This window comes from Bacteroides sp. AM10-21B (assembly GCF_003472565.1).
Taxonomy (GTDB): domain Bacteria; phylum Bacteroidota; class Bacteroidia; order Bacteroidales; family Bacteroidaceae; genus Bacteroides; species Bacteroides propionicigenes.
In genome coordinates, this window is record NZ_QRME01000002.1 from 181316 (window position 1) to 199406 (window position 18091).

Annotated in this window: 15 protein-coding genes; 9 read left to right on the plus strand and 6 right to left on the minus strand. The window is 43.1% G+C overall.

Annotated elements, in window-relative coordinates; all coding sequences use genetic code 11:
• Positions 1 to 31: 31 nt before the first annotated feature.
• Both rbfA and DW121_RS02850 read left to right on the plus strand, forming a co-directional pair.
• Positions 32 to 364, plus strand: a complete 333-nt coding sequence (gene rbfA, locus DW121_RS02845; protein WP_117710395.1) for a 30S ribosome-binding factor RbfA — start codon at positions 32 to 34, stop codon at positions 362 to 364.
• A 24-nt stretch (positions 365 to 388) separates the two neighbouring features.
• Positions 389 to 1621, plus strand: a complete 1233-nt coding sequence (locus DW121_RS02850; RefSeq protein ID WP_117710396.1) for an FtsX-like permease family protein — start codon at positions 389 to 391, stop codon at positions 1619 to 1621.
• A 29-nt stretch (positions 1622 to 1650) separates the two neighbouring features.
• Here the strand turns inward: DW121_RS02850 and DW121_RS02855 are convergent, their stop codons facing one another.
• The 3 genes from DW121_RS02855 to aroQ form a co-directional block, all read right to left on the minus strand.
• Positions 1651 to 2283 carry an O-methyltransferase gene (locus tag DW121_RS02855; RefSeq protein ID WP_117710397.1) on the minus strand — a complete coding sequence of 211 codons (633 nt, stop codon included), beginning with the start codon at positions 2281 to 2283 and terminating at the stop codon, positions 1651 to 1653.
• A gap of 89 nt (positions 2284 to 2372) precedes the next feature.
• Positions 2373 to 3830, minus strand: coding sequence for a pyruvate kinase (gene pyk / locus DW121_RS02860; RefSeq protein ID WP_117710398.1), 1458 nt, complete (start codon positions 3828 to 3830; stop codon positions 2373 to 2375).
• A gap of 100 nt (positions 3831 to 3930) precedes the next feature.
• Positions 3931 to 4356, minus strand: coding sequence for a type II 3-dehydroquinate dehydratase (aroQ, locus tag DW121_RS02865; RefSeq protein WP_117710585.1), 426 nt, complete (start codon positions 4354 to 4356; stop codon positions 3931 to 3933).
• Between the two features lie 66 nt (positions 4357 to 4422).
• On the opposite strand from aroQ, the gene xerD reads away from it, so the two are divergent.
• The 4 genes from xerD to DW121_RS02885 all read left to right on the plus strand — a co-directional run bounded on the left by xerD (position 4423) and on the right by DW121_RS02885 (position 9924).
• Positions 4423 to 5373, plus strand: a complete 951-nt coding sequence (gene xerD / locus DW121_RS02870) for a site-specific tyrosine recombinase XerD (RefSeq protein ID WP_118323099.1) — start codon at positions 4423 to 4425, stop codon at positions 5371 to 5373.
• Positions 5374 to 5508: 135 nt separating this feature from the next.
• The gene (locus DW121_RS02875; protein WP_117710399.1) at positions 5509 to 7200 is read left to right on the plus strand and encodes a tetratricopeptide repeat protein; all 1692 of its coding nucleotides are present in this window, start codon (positions 5509 to 5511) and stop codon (positions 7198 to 7200) included.
• Positions 7201 to 7313: 113 nt separating this feature from the next.
• Positions 7314 to 8345: a thioredoxin-like domain-containing protein gene (locus tag DW121_RS02880; RefSeq protein WP_187120000.1), complete on the plus strand. Its 1032-nt coding sequence runs from the start codon at positions 7314 to 7316 to the stop codon at positions 8343 to 8345.
• A gap of 40 nt (positions 8346 to 8385) precedes the next feature.
• Positions 8386 to 9924 (plus strand): YifB family Mg chelatase-like AAA ATPase, encoded by a 1539-nt coding sequence (locus DW121_RS02885; protein ID WP_117710401.1) that lies wholly within the window; start codon positions 8386 to 8388, stop codon positions 9922 to 9924.
• 39 nt (positions 9925 to 9963) lie between these two features.
• Here the strand turns inward: DW121_RS02885 and DW121_RS02890 are convergent, their stop codons facing one another.
• The 3 genes from DW121_RS02890 to DW121_RS02900 form a co-directional block, all read right to left on the minus strand.
• Positions 9964 to 11034, minus strand: a complete 1071-nt coding sequence (locus DW121_RS02890) for a TIGR04133 family radical SAM/SPASM protein (protein WP_117710402.1) — start codon at positions 11032 to 11034, stop codon at positions 9964 to 9966.
• Positions 11035 to 11061: 27 nt separating this feature from the next.
• A complete protein-coding gene (locus DW121_RS02895) occupies positions 11062 to 11253 on the minus strand; it encodes a radical SAM-associated putative lipoprotein (RefSeq protein ID WP_233514838.1) in 192 nt (63 codons plus the stop codon).
• Between the two features lie 82 nt (positions 11254 to 11335).
• The gene (locus tag DW121_RS02900; protein WP_118322998.1) at positions 11336 to 13399 is read right to left on the minus strand and encodes an acetate--CoA ligase family protein; all 2064 of its coding nucleotides are present in this window, start codon (positions 13397 to 13399) and stop codon (positions 11336 to 11338) included.
• A 237-nt stretch (positions 13400 to 13636) separates the two neighbouring features.
• Between DW121_RS02900 and metG the strand changes: the two genes are divergently transcribed.
• From metG to DW121_RS02915, 3 genes are read left to right on the plus strand one after another with little or no spacing between them, the layout of a single operon-like run.
• Positions 13637 to 15679, plus strand: coding sequence for a methionine--tRNA ligase (gene metG / locus DW121_RS02905; RefSeq protein WP_117710404.1), 2043 nt, complete (start codon positions 13637 to 13639; stop codon positions 15677 to 15679).
• Between the two features lie 48 nt (positions 15680 to 15727).
• Positions 15728 to 17185: a lipopolysaccharide biosynthesis protein gene (locus DW121_RS02910; protein ID WP_118322999.1), complete on the plus strand. Its 1458-nt coding sequence runs from the start codon at positions 15728 to 15730 to the stop codon at positions 17183 to 17185.
• Positions 17182 to 18084, plus strand: coding sequence for an alpha-1,2-fucosyltransferase (locus tag DW121_RS02915; RefSeq protein WP_118323000.1), 903 nt, complete (start codon positions 17182 to 17184; stop codon positions 18082 to 18084). Before DW121_RS02910 ends, DW121_RS02915 begins: the two co-directional genes overlap by 4 nt.
• The last annotated feature ends 7 nt before the right edge of the window (positions 18085 to 18091 follow it).

The following is an 18091-nucleotide window of genomic DNA, read 5'->3' on the forward strand; positions in this document are numbered from 1 at the left end:
TTGCTCTTCAAATCAAAAAAAGCTATATAGTATGGAAACTACCAGACAGAATAAAATAGCCCGCCTGCTACAAAAAGAGCTGAGCGACATCTTCTTATTGCAGACCAAATCAATGCCCGGTATACTGATTTCAGTGAGCGCCGTACGCATCAGTCCCGATATGAGTGTAGCACGCGCCTACCTCAGTATCTTCCCCTCAGAGAAGAGTGATGAAATCATCAAGAATATCAATGCGAATATGAAGTCTATCCGCTTTGAATTGGGTACTCGCGTACGTCACCAGCTACGTATCATTCCCGAACTGAAATTCTTTGTAGACGATTCACTGGACTATCTGGAAAGAATTGACGAATTGCTGAAATAGCCGATTAGCAGTTAACGACTACACATGAACCTTCCCTTCTTCATAGCCCGCCGCTACCTCTTCTCTAAGAAGAAGCATAATGCAATCAACATTATATCCGGCATTTCGGTATGTGGAGTAGCTTTGGCTACATTGGCGTTAGTATGTACGCTGTCCGTATTCAACGGCTTTCAGGATATGGTGGCAGGATTCTTTACGGCTTTCGATCCAGAACTGAAAATTACCGTTCGGGAAGGGAAGGTCTTTGATCCGCTCGAATCACATATACAGCAAGTACGCGCCCTACCCGAAATAGACATTTGGACAGAAACGCTGGAAGAGAATGCAATGATACAATACAAAGACCGTCAGGCAATGGCAGTTATCAAAGGCGTGGAAGATAACTTCGAGCAACTGACGTCTATAGACAGCCTATTGTACGGTACGGGAGAATTTATACTGAACGATTCCGTTGTGGACTATGGTTTTATGGGAGTGGAACTGGTCTCCGAGCTCGGTACCGGGATTCAGTTTGTCGACCCGTTGCGGGTGTATGCCCCTAAGAGGAATGTACGTGTAAATATTGCCAACCCATCGGCTGCTTTCAACCAAGATTATCTGTTTTCGCCGGGAGCGGTATTTGTCGTCAACCAGCAAAAATACGATTCACGCTATGTTCTTACATCGCTGAGCTTCGCACGACGGCTTTTTAATTACGATACGGAAGTTTCCGCTATCGAACTAAAACTAAAAGCGGGAAGCAACACCAACACCGTACAAAAGAAAATGGAACGTATCTTGGGTGACCGTTTTGTAGTGCAAAACCGTTACGAACAACAAGCAGATGTATTTCGAATCATGGAGATTGAAAAACTCATCTCATATCTATTTCTTACCTTTATCCTCACAATTGCCTGCTTCAACGTCATAGGCTCGCTATCCATGCTGATACTGGACAAACGCGAAGATGCGGAGACATTGCGTAATTTGGGTGCCGACGACCGATTGATAGCCCGTATCTTCCTTTTCGAAGGGCGATTGATTTCCGTCTTTGGAGCAATAGCCGGAATTATCTTAGGATTATTACTATGCTTTCTGCAACAACATTTCGGACTTATATCTTTAGGAGGAGGTAACGGAAACTTTGTAGTGGATGCCTATCCGGTAAGCGTGCACGCAACAGACATTATAGTGGTATTTATTACGGTTATTACCGTAGGATTCCTTTCAGTATGGTATCCGGTGAGGTACTTGAGCAAACGGTTACTTAAAAAATAGAAATACCACGCGTTCTGTAATGTACAGACTCATGATTTCTTACGGATAATCGTCAGCCCGTCCCGTAACGGAAGGATTACTTTTTCTACACGGTTATCTTCGGCAACCAAATTATTGAAAGCTTTTATACCAATTGTCTGCAAGTCCGTACGATGCGGATGTTCTTCGAGGACATGACCGTCCCACAAGGTATTGTCGGCAATAATATAACCGCCCTCAGAAAGGCATTTCAATACCATTTCATAATAATCGACGTAACGGCGCTTGTCACCGTCGATGAAAGCAAGATCGAAAGTTATATTCAATTGGGGAACAAGTTCCAACGCATTACCTATATAAAACTTTATTTTATCAGCATAAGGTGAATTCTCCAGCCAGGGACGGGTAAAGTCTTCCTGTTCATCATTAATTTCAAAAGTATGCAACATTCCACCCTCCGTCAATCCCTCTGCCATGCAAAGCGCGGAATATCCGCTATATGTTCCAATCTCCAGTATCTGCCGAGGACGTATCATCTTAACAAACATCTTGAGCATACGCCCTTGCAAATGCCCCGAAGCCATACGGGGATAGAGCAACTTAAGATGCGTATCACGGTAGAGGGCTTTCAGATAGTCGCCTTCATCATCGATGTGCTGCAAGATGTATTCGTCTAATGTCATATAAGCTGGAAATTGAGAATTGAAAATTAAAAGATGATAGTCCGCTAACAAACATTTATTTTTTAATTTCCAATTCTCAATTTATATTTTTACAAGTATCTGTTACTGTTTGGCAATACGCTATCTTGAGCGTGTTTCAAGGCATCTTCTACCACATTGATTTCAAGGAAAGAAGTCTGTGTACCAGCCTTACCGCTACTCAAATAACCTACCATATCGGTAGGTTGCAAACGACCTTCCTGAAGCAAACGGCGGAGCGCAGCAAAGTAATATTCTTGTCCGTTGGCAAGTTCGGGCATATAAATAGCTTCCACACCATATGACAGAGCCAAGTGACGCATTGTCTTTTCTTTGTAGCAAATAGCAAGTACCGGGTATTTACCACGGAAAGCAGCAAGGTTGCGAGCTGTGCGACCACTATAACTGTCTGTAATAATAGCACGAATCTTTAATTTCGTAGTAGCCTTTACTGCTTGCTTGGCAAGGAAAGCCGTTACATCGTTTCCGTTTTCATCCAGAGGGATACGGATGTCATTATCCGCAAGTTTATCCTTTTCTGCTTGGGCAGCAACTTTCGTCATAGTCTTAACCGCTTCAACCGGATATTTACCATAAGCTGTTTCTCCACTTAACATCAAAGCATCCGTACGGTAATAGATAGCATTGGCAATGTCCGTAACCTCCGCACGAGTAGGACGCGGATTGGAAATCATGGTATGGAGCATCTGTGTAGCAACAATTACCGGCTTCTTAGCCAAAATGCATTTGCGAATCAACAAACGCTGAATACCCGGAATACGTTCCTGCGGAACTTCAATACCCAAGTCACCACGAGCTACCATAACACCGTCAGCTACTTCAAGAATCTCATCAATATTATCTACTCCTTCTTGGTTCTCAATTTTAGCAATAATTCTGATGTCACTATTGTGTGCATCGAGGATAGCTTTTATATCAAGAATATCTTGTCTGTTGCGCACGAAAGAATGCGCTATGAAATCAATATCTTTCTCGATAGCGTAGAGGATATTGTTACGGTCTTTTTCTGTCAATGAGGGTAGATTAATACGTACACCCGGCACATTAACACTTTTACGATTGCCCAAAGTAGCTTCATTCTGCACTTCACAGAGGAGATAGTCTGCATTCTTTTCTATAACAACCAGTTCCAAATCACCATCGTCTATAAGAATATGTCCACCGACATTCAGGTCGTTTACAAAATTAGGATAAGAAACGGAAATACATTCGCGGGTTGTTTGCAATTCGGGATTGCCTACGACTTTTACACGATCTCCTACTTTAAAAGGAATAGGCTCGGCAAGGACAGTAGTACGCACTTCCGGACCTTTCGTATCCATAAGAATTGCGATACGGTTGGAAACGGTACGCACGTTGGCTATCAATTTTTCAAAGCCTTCACGGCCGGCATGGGCCGTATTCATACGTACTACATTCAAACCAGCATCGAACAACTGTTTTATAAAATCAACATCGCAACGCTGGTCGGAAATCGTTGCAACGATTTTTGTCTGTTTTAATAGCATAATCTTATACCTATATTTATTAATGATGAATTATGAGCGAAGAATTATGGATTACCTGTGGTATTTCTTTATCCTGCATTCACAATTGATAATTCTTAATTTAATTTTTTGATTCCAGCAACGCTTCCAATGCCAGACGGTAAGAATCCAATCCAAAGCCGCAAATAACACCCCGACAAGCACAAGCTATCATGGATACGTGACGAAATGCCTCACGGGAATGTACATTAGAGATATGAACCTCAACCACCGGGGAAGTAACTGCCCGAATCGCATCTTGCAGAGCAATGGAAGTATGGGTGTAAGCACCCGCATTCAAAATAATACCATCTACATCAAAACCGACTTGTTGTACCTTGTCTATCAACTCTCCTTCGATGTTGGATTGGAAATAGTCTATCTGTACATCCACATACCTTTTACGGAGCCCAGCAAGACAGTCTTCAAAAGTAACACTGCCATAAATGGAAGGTTCACGTTTTCCCAACAGATTTATATTGGGGCCGTTAATAATTTGTATCCTCATAACACAATTTTTTATACCTTTGTCCACAGAGAACATTCTTTCAAGGTGCAAAGATACGAAAAAGTAATGAAAGTAGAAGAGAATTTAACGAATAAGGAAAGACGAGCAGTGATAATCCGAAAGTATCAGCAATATCTCAAGCTGGAGAAATCGCTCTCCCCAAACACGTTCAATGCCTATATGACGGACTTACAGAAACTTCTGCACTTTTTGGAGGGAGAGAACATCGAGATGCTGGACGTTACGCTCGATGATTTGCAACGCTTCGCCGCAGGTCTACACGACATCGGCATTCATCCCCGCTCGCAGGCCCGTATCCTCTCCGGCATTAAATCCTTTTTTCATTTTCTCGTAGTTGCCGACTATCTGGAAGCCGACCCCGGTGAATTGCTGGAAGGCCCCAAAATCGGGTTCAAAATACCGGAAGTTCTCACCGTAGAGGAAATTGACAAAATCATTTCCGCCGTAGATATGGACAAAAAAGAAGGGCAACGCAACCGGGCTATCTTAGAAACCTTGTATAGCTGCGGGTTACGTGTATCGGAATTATGCAACCTGAAACTTTCCGACCTCTATTTTGAAGAAGGATTCATCAAAGTAGAGGGCAAAGGCAGTAAGCAACGTTTGATACCGATTTCACCCAGAGCCATCAAAGAAATAAAGTATTGGTTTATAGACCGCAATATGGGAAAAATAAAAAAAGGGTACGAGGATTATGTATTCTTGGCGCGATGGGGCAATAATATTTCCCGCATCATGGTGTTCCACATGATTAAAGAACTCGCAGAGAAAGCCGGTATCACCAAAAATATCAGTCCACACACATTCCGCCACTCCTTTGCAACCCATCTGTTAGAAGGTGGCGCCAACCTACGGGCTATCCAGTGTATGCTGGGACATGAATCCATTGCTACCACAGAAATTTATACGCATATCGACCGAAATATGCTTCGAAGTGAAATTATTGAGCATCATCCGCGCAACATTAAATACCGAAAAGAACATGGAGTTTATTAAATTATAATAAATGTGGTAGTATTATTAACAAATTGCCAAGAGAATTAATATCTTTGCAAAGCTATATATATAGGAGTATAGCAACTAATTGTGAATGGACAAATTTCAATTACAAACAATTAATTTATATCTAAAATGACTAAAAAATTGTATCTGCCTTTGTTAGTGGCACTTGTTGCTGTTTTGACATCATGCAGCAGCAAAATGGGTGAACTGTCTTCTGACTATTTCACAGTGACTCCGCAAGTATTGGAAGCCGTAGGTGGCAAGGTACCTGCTACAATTAACGGTAAGTTCCCTGAAAAGTATTTCAAGAAAAATGCTGTAGTAGAAGTTACTCCGGTTTTGAGATGGGAAGGTGGCGAAGCTAAGGGTCAGCCTGCCGTATTCCAAGGCGAAAAAGTAGAAGGCAACGACCAAAGTATTTCTTACAAGACTGGTGGTAGCTACACTATGAAAACCTCTTTCGATTATGTTCCTGAAATGGCCAAATCTGAGTTATATCTGGAATTTAAAGCTAAAGTTGGAAAGAAAGAAGTTACTATCCCCGCTGTAAAAGTAGCTGACGGCGTTATCTCTACTTCTGAATTGATTGGCCAAACTTTGGGTAGCGCTAACCCAGCTAACGGTGACGACGCTTTCCAACGTATAATCAAAGAGAAATATGATGCAAACATCATGTTCTTGATTCAACAGGCTAACGTTCGTGCAAGTGAATTGAAAACAGCTAAAGCATTCAACGAAGAAGTTAAGAATGTAAACGAGGCTGCTAACAAGAAAATCAGCAACATCGAAATTTCTGCATATGCTTCTCCCGATGGTGGTGTTAAGTTGAACACTGGCCTGGCTGAAAATCGTCAGGACAACACAGCTAAGATTATTAATAGAGACCTGAAGAAAGGCAAAATTGATGCTGCTGTAGATACTAAATACACTGCACAAGACTGGGAAGGTTTCCAAGAATTGGTTAGCAAATCCAACATCCAAGACAAAGAGTTGATTCTTCGCGTATTGTCAATGTACTCTGATCCTGAACAAAGAGAACAAGAAATCAAAAACATCTCTTCTGTATACAAAACTTTGGCTGAAGAAATCCTTCCGCAATTGCGTCGTTCTCGTCTGACCTTGAACTATGACGTAATCGGTAAATCTGACGAAGAAATCGCATCTTTGGCAGACAGCGATGCTAAGCAACTGAACATCGAAGAATTGCTGTATGCAACAACTTTGACTAATGATCCTGCTAAGCAAGAAGCTATCTTCATCAAAGCTACTCAAATCTATCCGAACGATTATCGTGCATACAACAACCTCGGTAAGTTGGCTTATCAAGCTGGTAACCTTGACAAGGCTGAAGGATATTTCAAGAAATCTCTTTCTATCAAGGATTCTGCTGAAGCTAATATGAATATGGGTCTTATCGCTTTGACTAAGGGTGACAAAGCAGCCGCTGAATCTTACTTGGGTAAAGCTTCAGGCGCTAAAGAGTTGAACGAAGCTTTGGGTAACCTGTACGTAGCTCAAGGTCAATACGACAGAGCCGTTAACGCATTTGGCGATACTAAGACTAACAGTGCAGCTTTGGCACAAATCTTGGCTAAGGATTACAACAAGGCTAAGAGCACATTGTCAAGCATCGCTAAACCTGACGCTTACACAGACTATTTAATGGCTGTTGTAGGTGCAAGAACTAACAACACTTCTATGGTAACTGATAACCTGAAGAAAGCTGTTGCTAAAGATTCTTCATTAGCTAAGAAGGCTGCTTCTGACTTGGAATTCTCCAAATACTTCACGAATGCAGACTTTATGAATATCATCAAATAATAAAGGTTATAAGATGAAAAGAAGTGCCCGACATGGAAATATGTCGGGCATTTTTTTTTATTCACACCAAAAAGAACTACTTTCGCAGCAGTGTACCAGAAGAAGGAACCCATATGAAGAATATTTATTTTGCATTTTTCCTGCTTATTATATTATCTGCCTGCGACGGCAAGAGATCCGATACGGTCAGCCTTAGCGGAGAAATCAAGGGATTGGGAAGTGACACCATATATATATATGGTGCAGACGAAATGTATGACCACATGGATACTCTGCTTGTTGAAAATGGCAAGTTCTCAAAAATACTTTCTCCGGATACTTTAGTAGCTGCCTGGTTATTGTTCAGCGATGGCACTCAATATCCTTTCTTTATGGATAAAGGAAATAGAATACAAATAAACGGCTCTGCTGCTGAACTTAACAATTTGGAAATAAAGGGGAACATACCCAATGAAGAATTAAGTTCTTTCCAAAAAGAACTGAGAGGATTAGGTAAGCCATCCGAAAAAGTATTAGAAGAGAAAGTCGGTAAATTTATCAATGAACATCATTCCTCCTTAGCCAGTATTTACCTATTGGATAAATACTTCGTACAAAAAGAAAAACTGGACTACACCCAAATTAAAAAACTGACCGAACATATGACGGGAGAGTTGAAAGACCGCCCCTATATTAGTGAACTACTCAGTCATATTCAAGAACAAGAAAAGGTTGCTATTGGGAAAACTGCTGCCTATTTCCGCCTGCCCAATACCAGCGGAAAACAAATAAACCGTGCAAACTTCAAAGACCAATATTTATTAGTACACTTCTGGGCCTCTTGGGATACAGTAAGCCGAGATAGTAATGCTGTTTATCGCAGAATCTATAAGCAAGTACAAAAGAACAAGAAGTTTGCGCTTTTAGGAGTTTCCTTAGACATCAATAAAGATAGCTGGCAAAAGGCGATTAAAACAGACACTCTAAAGTGGGAACAAGTATGCGATCTTTCCGGCTGGAATACAGAGGTTGTAAAGCAACTTGCTATAAAAACTTTACCCGCTAATATATTACTCAACCCATCCGGAAGAATTGAAGGGAAAAATCTAAGCGAGAAAGATATCGAGAAGAAATTAAAGGAGGCAGAGGAGAAAAAGAAAAGATAATCCTCATCCACCGATCATTAATTACTAAATACTAAATTACGTGCTCATTAAAGTTTTTGGAGCGGCTGTTCAAGGTATTGATGCAACCCTCATCACTATCGAAGTCAACAGTTCCAGAGGCTGTATGTTTTATCTCGTGGGTCTTCCTGACTCTGCCGTCAAAGAAAGTCACCAACGCATTATCTCTGCACTACAAGTAAACGGTTACCGTATACCAACAAGTAACATTGTTATCAATATGGCTCCGGCAGATATTCGCAAAGAAGGTTCCGCCTATGATCTACCATTGGCTATTGGTATGTTAGGCGCCAATGAAATCATCCAATCGGACAAATTAGACCACTATCTGCTAATGGGAGAACTAAGTCTGGACGGAAGCCTGCAACCTATAAAAGGAGCATTGCCCATTGCAATAAAAGCCAGGGAACTTGGTTTTAAGGGAATAATCATTCCCAAACAAAATGCGCAAGAAGCTGCCGTAGTCAACAATCTGAATGTTTATGGAGCGGGAAATCTGAAAGAGGTAATCGAATTCTTCAATGGCACGCGAGAATTAGAGCAAGTACATATCAATACCCGCAAAGAGTTTTATGCCCAACAAAGTAATTTTGATTTGGATTTCTCTGATGTAAAAGGACAGGAAAACGTAAAACGTGCATTAGAAGTGGCAGCTGCAGGTGGACACAATATTCTTTTAGTAGGTGCTCCCGGTAGCGGAAAGTCCATGCTTGCCAAGCGTCTCCCTTCCATCCTTCCACCCTTATCATTAGGTGAAAGCCTTGAAACAACCAAAATACATTCCGTTGCAGGAAAGCTCGGACAAGAAGGCGGGCTTATCTCCAAACGCCCATTTCGCGACCCTCATCATACCATTTCTACAGTGGCTATGACAGGTGGAGGAAGTTTTCCGCAACCGGGCGAGATCAGCCTGGCTCATAATGGTGTTTTATTCCTTGATGAATTACCGGAATTCAACAGGAATGTACTTGAAGTACTACGTCAACCCTTGGAAGATCGGAAAATCACCATCTCACGCGTGAAATGTAACGTAGAATATCCTGCCAGTTTTACGCTTGTAGCCTCTATGAATCCTTGCCCTTGCGGATATTACAATCATCCTACCAAAGCCTGCGTATGTAGCCCGGGACAAGTGCAGAAATATCTGAATCGCATTTCAGGACCTTTGCTCGATCGTATCGACCTGCAAATTGAGGTTATCCCCGTTCCATTTGAAAAAATGTCAGATACACATCCCGGAGAGTCAAGCGCTAATATTCGCGAACGTGTAATATATGCACGCCAGATTCAGTCTGAAAGATACGCCGAGATTCCCGGTGTATATTGTAATGCACAGATGAATAGCAAATTACTTGCCCGCTATGCTCATCCTGATGACAAAGGTCTTGTTCTGTTAAAGACCGCCATGAACCGTTTTAATCTTTCAGCACGCGCCTACGATCGTATCCTAAAGGTTTCGCGCACTATTGCCGATCTTGAAGGCTATGACCTAATACAACCCGCACACTTAGCAGAAGCAATCGGATATAGGAACCTGGATAGGGAAAATTGGGCCGGATAAAATCTACCCCTCACAAAAAACAAACAAAAAATAAGCAAACTAACAATGAAGCCTGTCGAGATGACAGAAAAGTAATTTACCTTCATCATCACGCAGATGCATACCATTACCCTCACAGTAACGGAAAAAACTGCAATCGTTACATACACCTTTCTTCATCCACTTCCGATTGCGAAAGGCTTGAAAACGATTTTCCCATACATCCATAAAATCATCATGATAAATATTTCCCTGATGAAAATCACTACGGATACTTGGGCACGCAGATATAGAACCATCTGCCAAAACGGAACCGACAGTGATTCCGGCATTGCAGGCAAAGAAACTATCACGAACCTCACCTTCATACTTACCTAAGAAACCTTCACAAGCATAATCAATATGCATCTTTCCTTCCTTTCGAACACGCTTGATGAACTCCATAACGCCTGTAAACTCAGTGTCGCTCAATTGCAACTCCAAGTGTGATGCAGCACGCCCTATCGGAAAGATTGTAAACAAGCGCCACCGCCGAACGCCAATACGATAAAGGTAATTTTTCAACTCATCCAAATACAGATAGTTACGGCTATTGATACAAGTCACTACATCCCAGACCAGCTCCGGTTCATGTACCAACATCTTGATTGCGTCTACGGCCCTCCCATAACTTTCCGGATGCCCACGCAACCAATTATGTTCCTGTTCAAAACCATCCAAGCTGATGGTTATGGAATGAAGACCGGCAGACATTAAACGTTCCAACCGCTTAGCCGTGAGATAAAGACCGTTAGAAACAATTCCCCAAGGATAACCGCGTTTGTAGAGTTCCAGTCCAACTTCCTCCACATCTTCTCTCATCAACGGCTCTCCACCGGTCATTATAATGCTTACCTCATTCGGGTTCACATATGGAGTAATGGAATCAACAACCCGCAAGAAATCGGCTGCCGACATATCCTTAACATCCGGCATTCGTTTACAGTCGCTACCGCAATGCTTACAGTGCAGATTACAACGTAGAGTACACTCCCAAAAGAGTTGCCTCAACGGATGCAACTCTTTCAGATTGTTACGCATCTTACGCGCAATCTCCAGTGCCAAACGCTTACGAACAGAAAGGGCTCCCACCTTTTTTATATTTCTCTCTTTTTTAGTTTAAAATTTATATATTTGCTGTCTCTTCCTTATTACTTTCCCTTTGATTTCATATTTAGCATAAGGAGTACCATATTCACATCTCCCAGTTCCTGTACTATTTTCATCACAAGATGTGAAACCTAACAGAACCAATGCGCCGGACATCATTCCATTACAAATCTGGAGCCATTGTTTTTTTCTTTTCTTCATAGCACGTCAATAGTCTAGTTGTATTTCTATAAACGTCAATAAAAACAAAATACTGCATAACGGCTTCTATTTTAACACAAAGTTATTTCTTTTCTATCCTGATGCGGGCATCCACGGCTATCACATCTTTTTCTGTTGCCAACAGCGGATTAATATCCATTTCCTTTATCTCCGTGGCAAAGCGCAACAAAGTAGACAAACGGACAATGATTTCAGCAAACCTATCTTCATTCACCCCTTTCTGCCCTCGAGTACCTTTTATAATCTTATAAGCACGCAGTGAATGAATCATAGAGTAAGCCTCCTCATAGGATAAAGGAGCCAAACCGGAAGACACATCCTTCAGAACCTCTACAAAAATACCACCCAGACCACAAAGCACCACATGACCGAACTTTTCTTCATACTTTGCACCAATAAATAATTCCGTACCTTTCAGCATAGGTTGCACCATAATACCCGTTACTTCCGGAATCTGCATCATACGTTCAAACTCCAAAGCAAGATGCTGTTCACTCTTTATATTCAGCACCACGCCACCTACATCCGATTTATGTACAGGTCCTACCACCTTTGCCACGACCGGAAATCCGGCACGACGGGTAAAGGCAAGCACTTCTTCTTTATTTGCGGATACAAACTCCTCCACTATCGGAATGCCCGCAGAGTGTAACAATGCCTGCACATGGTGCGGTTTTATGTAACCGTTCTCGGGAATGGAATCTATGATACGACGGATACGCGGAACATCCACTCCGAAAAGCTCTATTTCATTATTCGCGGGCTTCGATGCATTAACAATGCGCGACAATGCCGTGCCCAGCGTCACCTCATCGGCAAAGTTCACGTGTCCTTTGGCTAGAAAAGCGGAAACCTCAGCCCCTGCCGTATTAATGGAAGGAAGAATAGGGAATATCGGCTTCTTGCAAGTCTGCATCTTCTCATGCAGCACATCATACATTTCAAACATAGTAACCAGGCCCGGCGTACCGAAAATAGCCATTACCGCATCCACGTTATTAAACTTCTCTTCACAGTATTCCAGACACAGGCGCAAGTGTTCCGGCGTACCGGTAGCCAAAATATCTATTGGATTTCCAACGGCAGCTCCCGGAAAGAGTTTGCTCTTCAATTCCTCGGCAAGCTCACCCTCCAGCTTTGGTACATTCAGTCCGCCTTTACTCAAAGCATCGGTCAGCATCACACCCGGTCCGCCAGCATGGGTAATAATAGCAAAATTCTTTCCCTTCAGTTCCGGCAAAGTGAAAATACACCCTACCGTAGTCAGCTCTTCACGAGAGTAGCAGCGTACAATACCCGCTTTACGAAACAGGGCCTCTACCGCCGAATCGGAACTGGCAATAGCACCCGTATGCGAAGATGCCGCCCGACTACCACTCTCACTGCTGCCCGACTTAATAGCTGCAATCTTACATCCTTTCTTTATCAGTGAAGAAGCATGGAACAGCAACCTGTCGGGATCCCCTATACTCTCTATATAAAGCAATTTTATCCTAGAGTCTTTTTCCGGATCGAAATGTTCATCCATATATTGCAGTACATCTTCCACTCCAATCTGCTTGGCATTACCCACAGACCATACGGAATTAAACTGTAAACCCTTGGTAACCGCGCTTTCCAAAATAAACACCGCAGTTGCCCCGGAGCTGGATATCAAATCGACACCCTGCGGATGCAAATTGGGAATAGGCTGGCTGAACACACTATGATGCCACGTATTCATCAACCCGATACAGTTAGGGCCAATCAACGAAGCGCCATACTTGTTCACCGTCTCCAGAATACGGTCTTCCAACAGTGCGCCTTCATGTGTTTCCTCACCAAATCCGGCAGAAAGAATAATAAAGGCACGTACCTGTTTCTCCGAAGCAAGCAATTTCACCGCATCGGGACAAAGGACAGCCGGAATGGCAAGAATGGCAAGGTCTGTTTCAGGGATATCTTTTACATCAGCATAAGCCTTCACACCTTGCACCGTAGTCTCTTTTGGGTTGACAGCACGCAGTTCTCCGGTATAACCTCCATTAATCAGATTTTTCAGAATAGCCCCGCCGGGTTTATGTACATTATTGGAAGCTCCTACCACTACAATACTGACAGGATGCAGCAATTGGCCTGTTATCATAATCTGTTCACATTAGTATAGTACGACAATAGTACAAATATACAATTTATATGCATACGGACAAGAAGATAATCCGTTTTTAATATCACTTTTACATCGAGAAATAAAGGCTCTATAAATGCAATGTACCAACAATGAAGTGAAGAAGTATGTATTCCCCTTTTTGTTGGTTTAAGAGAAAACCGTTATCTTTGCGCATCTTAAAAGCGTTCATAACAAAAGAGATACATATATACAATGGAAAAGAAATTCAAACGTACCACCGTGACATCGGCACTGCCCTATGCCAACGGTCCTGTCCATATCGGACACCTTGCAGGGGTTTACGTACCGGCCGACATCTACGTCCGTTATCTGAGACTGAAAAAAGAAGATGTAGTTTTTATCGGCGGTTCCGACGAACATGGAGTGCCTATTACCATTCGTGCCAAGAAAGAAGGTATTACTCCACAGGACGTAGTAGACCGTTACCATACGCTCATCAAAAAATCTTTCAAGGAGTTTGGCATCTCATTCGATATATATAGCCGCACAACTTCAAAGACACATCACGACACGGCTTCCGGATTCTTCCGCAAACTGTACGACAAAGGAGAATTCATTGAAAAGACCAGTATGCAGTACTACGACGAGGAAGCCAAAACTTTCCTTGCCGACCGTTATATCACCGGTGAGTGCCCCCACTGTCATGCAGAAGGTGCTTATGGCGACCAGTGCGAAAAGTGCGGTACAAGTCTCAGTCCCACCGACTTGATTAATCCTAAAAGCGCTATCAGCGGCAGCCAGCCCGTAATGCGCGAAACCAAGCACTGGTACCTGCCGCTTGACAAGCATGAAGCATGGCTGCGCCAGTGGATATTGGAAGAACATAAAGAATGGCGTCCCAACGTATACGGTCAATGTAAAAGCTGGCTCGATATGGGCTTGCAACCACGTGCCGTAAGTCGTGACTTAGACTGGGGTATTCCTGTTCCGGTAGAAGGCGCTGAGGGCAAGGTACTTTATGTATGGTTTGACGCACCTATCGGTTATATCAGCAATACGAAAGAACTATTACCTGATTCTTGGGAGAAATGGTGGAAAGATTCCGAGACACGCTTGATTCATTTTATCGGAAAAGATAATATCGTATTCCACTGCGTCGTATTCCCTGCCATGCTGAAGGCGGAAGGCAGCTACATCCTGCCGGACAACGTGCCCAGCAATGAGTTCTTAAATCTCGAAGGAGACAAAATCTCCACTTCCCGCAATTGGGCCGTATGGCTGCATGAATACTTGGAAGATTTCCCCGGCAAACAAGACGTACTGCGTTATGTGCTCACAGCCAATGCCCCGGAAACAAAAGACAACGACTTCACCTGGAAAGACTTTCAGGCACGTAATAATAACGAGTTGGTAGCCGTATACGGAAATTTCGTAAACCGCGCCCTGCAACTCACAAAAAAATATTTTGAAGGTATAGTGCCCGCTGCAGGAGAGCTGAACGATTACGACCGTGAAACACTTAAAGAGTTTGCTGACGTAAAAGCTGAGGTAGAAAAATTGCTCGATGTATTCAAATTCCGCGATGCACAGAAAGAAGCCATGAATTTAGCGCGCATCGGCAACAAATATTTGGCAGATACCGAACCGTGGAAACTTGCCAAAACAGATATGCCACGTGTTGCTACTATTTTGAATATTTCACTGCAACTCGTAGCTAATCTTGCCATTGCTTTCGAACCTTTCCTTCCGTTCAGCAGCGAAAAACTCCGCAAGATGCTGAATATGGACAGCTTCGACTGGGCAGAACTCGGACATACCGACCTGCTTCCTGCCGGACACCGATTGGCTACACCCGAACTATTGTTCGAGAAAATTGAAGACGACGTTATTCAAGCACAGGTAGACAAATTGCTTGCAACCAAGAAAGCTAACGAGGCTGCCGGCTACAAGGCCAATCCTATCAAGCCCGTTATCTCATTTGAAGATTTTGAGAGGTTGGATATCCGTGTGGGAACTGTCTTGGAGTGCGAAGCTGTGCCCAAAATGAAGAAGCTGTTGAAGTTCAAAATAGCCGACGGACTGGAAAACCGTACTATCGTCAGCGGTATTGCCCAGCATTATCAACCGGAAGAACTGGTAGGCAAGCAGGTACTGTTCATTGCCAACTTAGCTCCCCGTCAATTCAAAAACGGACTGGTGAGCGAGGGCATGATACTTTCTGCCGAGAACTATGATGGCTCCCTGGCGGTAACCTCATTACTAAAAGAAGTAAAGCCGGGCAGTGAAGTGAAATAAAGGGATGCGTCAAAACTCAATCCTGCAAAAGCAGTAATGTAAAAAGGCATGAGCGACTCATCACTGAAACAAAAGACAGCCAAAGGTCTGCTGTGGGGCGGATTTGGCACCGGCATGCAGCAGGTGCTGAATCTTCTCTTCGGGGTGGCTCTCGCCCGACTGCTGGACAAAACCGACTACGGCATGGTGGGGGTTCTTGCCATATTCGCAGGCATAGCCAATGTACTGCTATCGAGCGGGTTCGGAGCTGCCCTAATAAACAAAAGAGATCTTAAACACCGAGATTGCAATGCTGTATTTTGGTTCAACATACTTATGGGAGCCTTTCTTTATATTGTACTGTTTTTTTGCGCTCCGCTTATTGCCCGTTTTTTTAACGAACCATCACTGATACCATTATCCCGTTACTTCTTTCTCGCCTTTTTCATTGGAAGCAGTGCCGGAGTGCATAATGCCATGCTCACCCGTAATCTGATGGTGAAACAAAAGGCCATTTCTCAAATGCCCGCAATGATTATATCCGGAAGCATAGGTGTTTTCATGGCATGGAACGGTATGTCTTATTGGGGGATTGCCACACAGAACCTTACCTATATTCTTGTACTTGCCATATGTTATTGGCATTTTTCACCGTGGCGCCCTACATTCCAGCTGGATTTTCGCCCGTTAAAAGAGCTCTTCGGCTTCAGCAGCAAGATACTAATCACGGGTACTTTTGAACAAATATGCACTAATCTGCTGTCCACGCTTATCGGACGATTCTATACCAAAGCGGATGTGGGTAGCTACACTCAATCTTACAAATGGAACACAATGGGCTACTCCTTCATTACCGGTATGATAAGCAATGTAGCCCAACCCGTACTCGCCCAAGTCGCCGATGACCGGGAGCGACAGCAACAAGTTTTCCGGAAAATGCTACGCTTCACAGCTTTTTTATCATTTCCTGCCATGTTCGGGCTTGCACTTATTGCCCAAGAATTTATCATCATCACCATCACCGACAAATGGTTACAGTGCGTACCAATGCTTCAAGTCCTTTGTCTGGGCGGAGCATTCGCACCTATCACAACCTTATATACCAGTTTTATCATCAGCAAAGGCAAGTCCAACATTTATATGTGGAATACCATATTATTAGGTTTGCTGCAACTTGGTGTCATGCTCACCGTTTATCCTTACGGAATCAGCACCATGATACGTTGGTTTGTTATCATTAACATCGGCTGGTTAGGCATATGGCAGTTTTTTGTATGGAGGCTGATACGTCTCACTTTATGGAACGCACTGAAAGATATTCTCCCGTTTGCCGGCATTGCAGCCGTCACTACGACCGCCACTTGGTATATCACCTCTTTCATTGATAACATCTACCAGATGTTAACAGCCAAAGTACTGATAGCCATTGTCCTCTATACACTACTGATGTATCTTTGCGACGCCGCCATCTTCAAAGAAAGTGTCAACTATTTATTGAAAAAGAACAAAAAACAAAGAATCTCATGAAACGTTGTGTCTTCATACAAGGCGGACTGGGCAACCAGATGTTCGGCTATGCTTTCTTCCTACTGCTGAAGCGGGTATATCCCCAAACAGAGGTCAGTACTTACTTTTTCAGCAACCACAACGACCATAACGGACTGGAATTGCCCCGTATCTTTCCAATACAGCTTACCGAATATAGAAGAGCAAGAGCACGTTTGTATTGGAAACTATACTACACAAGCCTACGCTCCACATTCATCGGACGAGGCTGTAAACTGATGCTGTTATTCCTCCGCTACCTGAACTTGGGATTATGTATAGAACCTGCCTCCCGTCACACACGTGCAGCACTGGGTTCCGATTATATATTTAACAAAAAGTACAAGATGTACCTGGGATATTGGACAAGCGAGTTTCAGCGTTTTACGAGCATTGAAGATGAAATCAGGAAACACTTCTCATTTAAAGTAGAAATGCTTTCACCCCAATCCACCCTCCTATGGACTGAACTGAAAGAAGAACCGAACAGTGTTTCTTTACATATCCGCCGTGGTGACTATCTAAACAACCCGCAGCTATTGGACATTTGCGACGATACCTACTATTGTAAAGCCTGCAGCATAATAAACAAGCGGATGAAAGGCGTCCGTTTCTACGTCTTCTCTGACGATATAAGCTGGGTGAAACAACATTTGTCATTACCGGAGAGTACGGTCTATGTAGACTGGAACAAAAAGGAAGACGCATGGCAAGACTTGTTCCTCATGTCCCACTGCCGACATAACATCATAGCTAACAGTACTTTCAGTTGGTGGGGGGCATGGTTGAACTCCAATCCCGACAAAACTGTTATCTGTCCTAAAACATACTCTCGGACATTGGATACCGACATCATGCCCGACAAGTGGATAAAAATATAAGAAGACT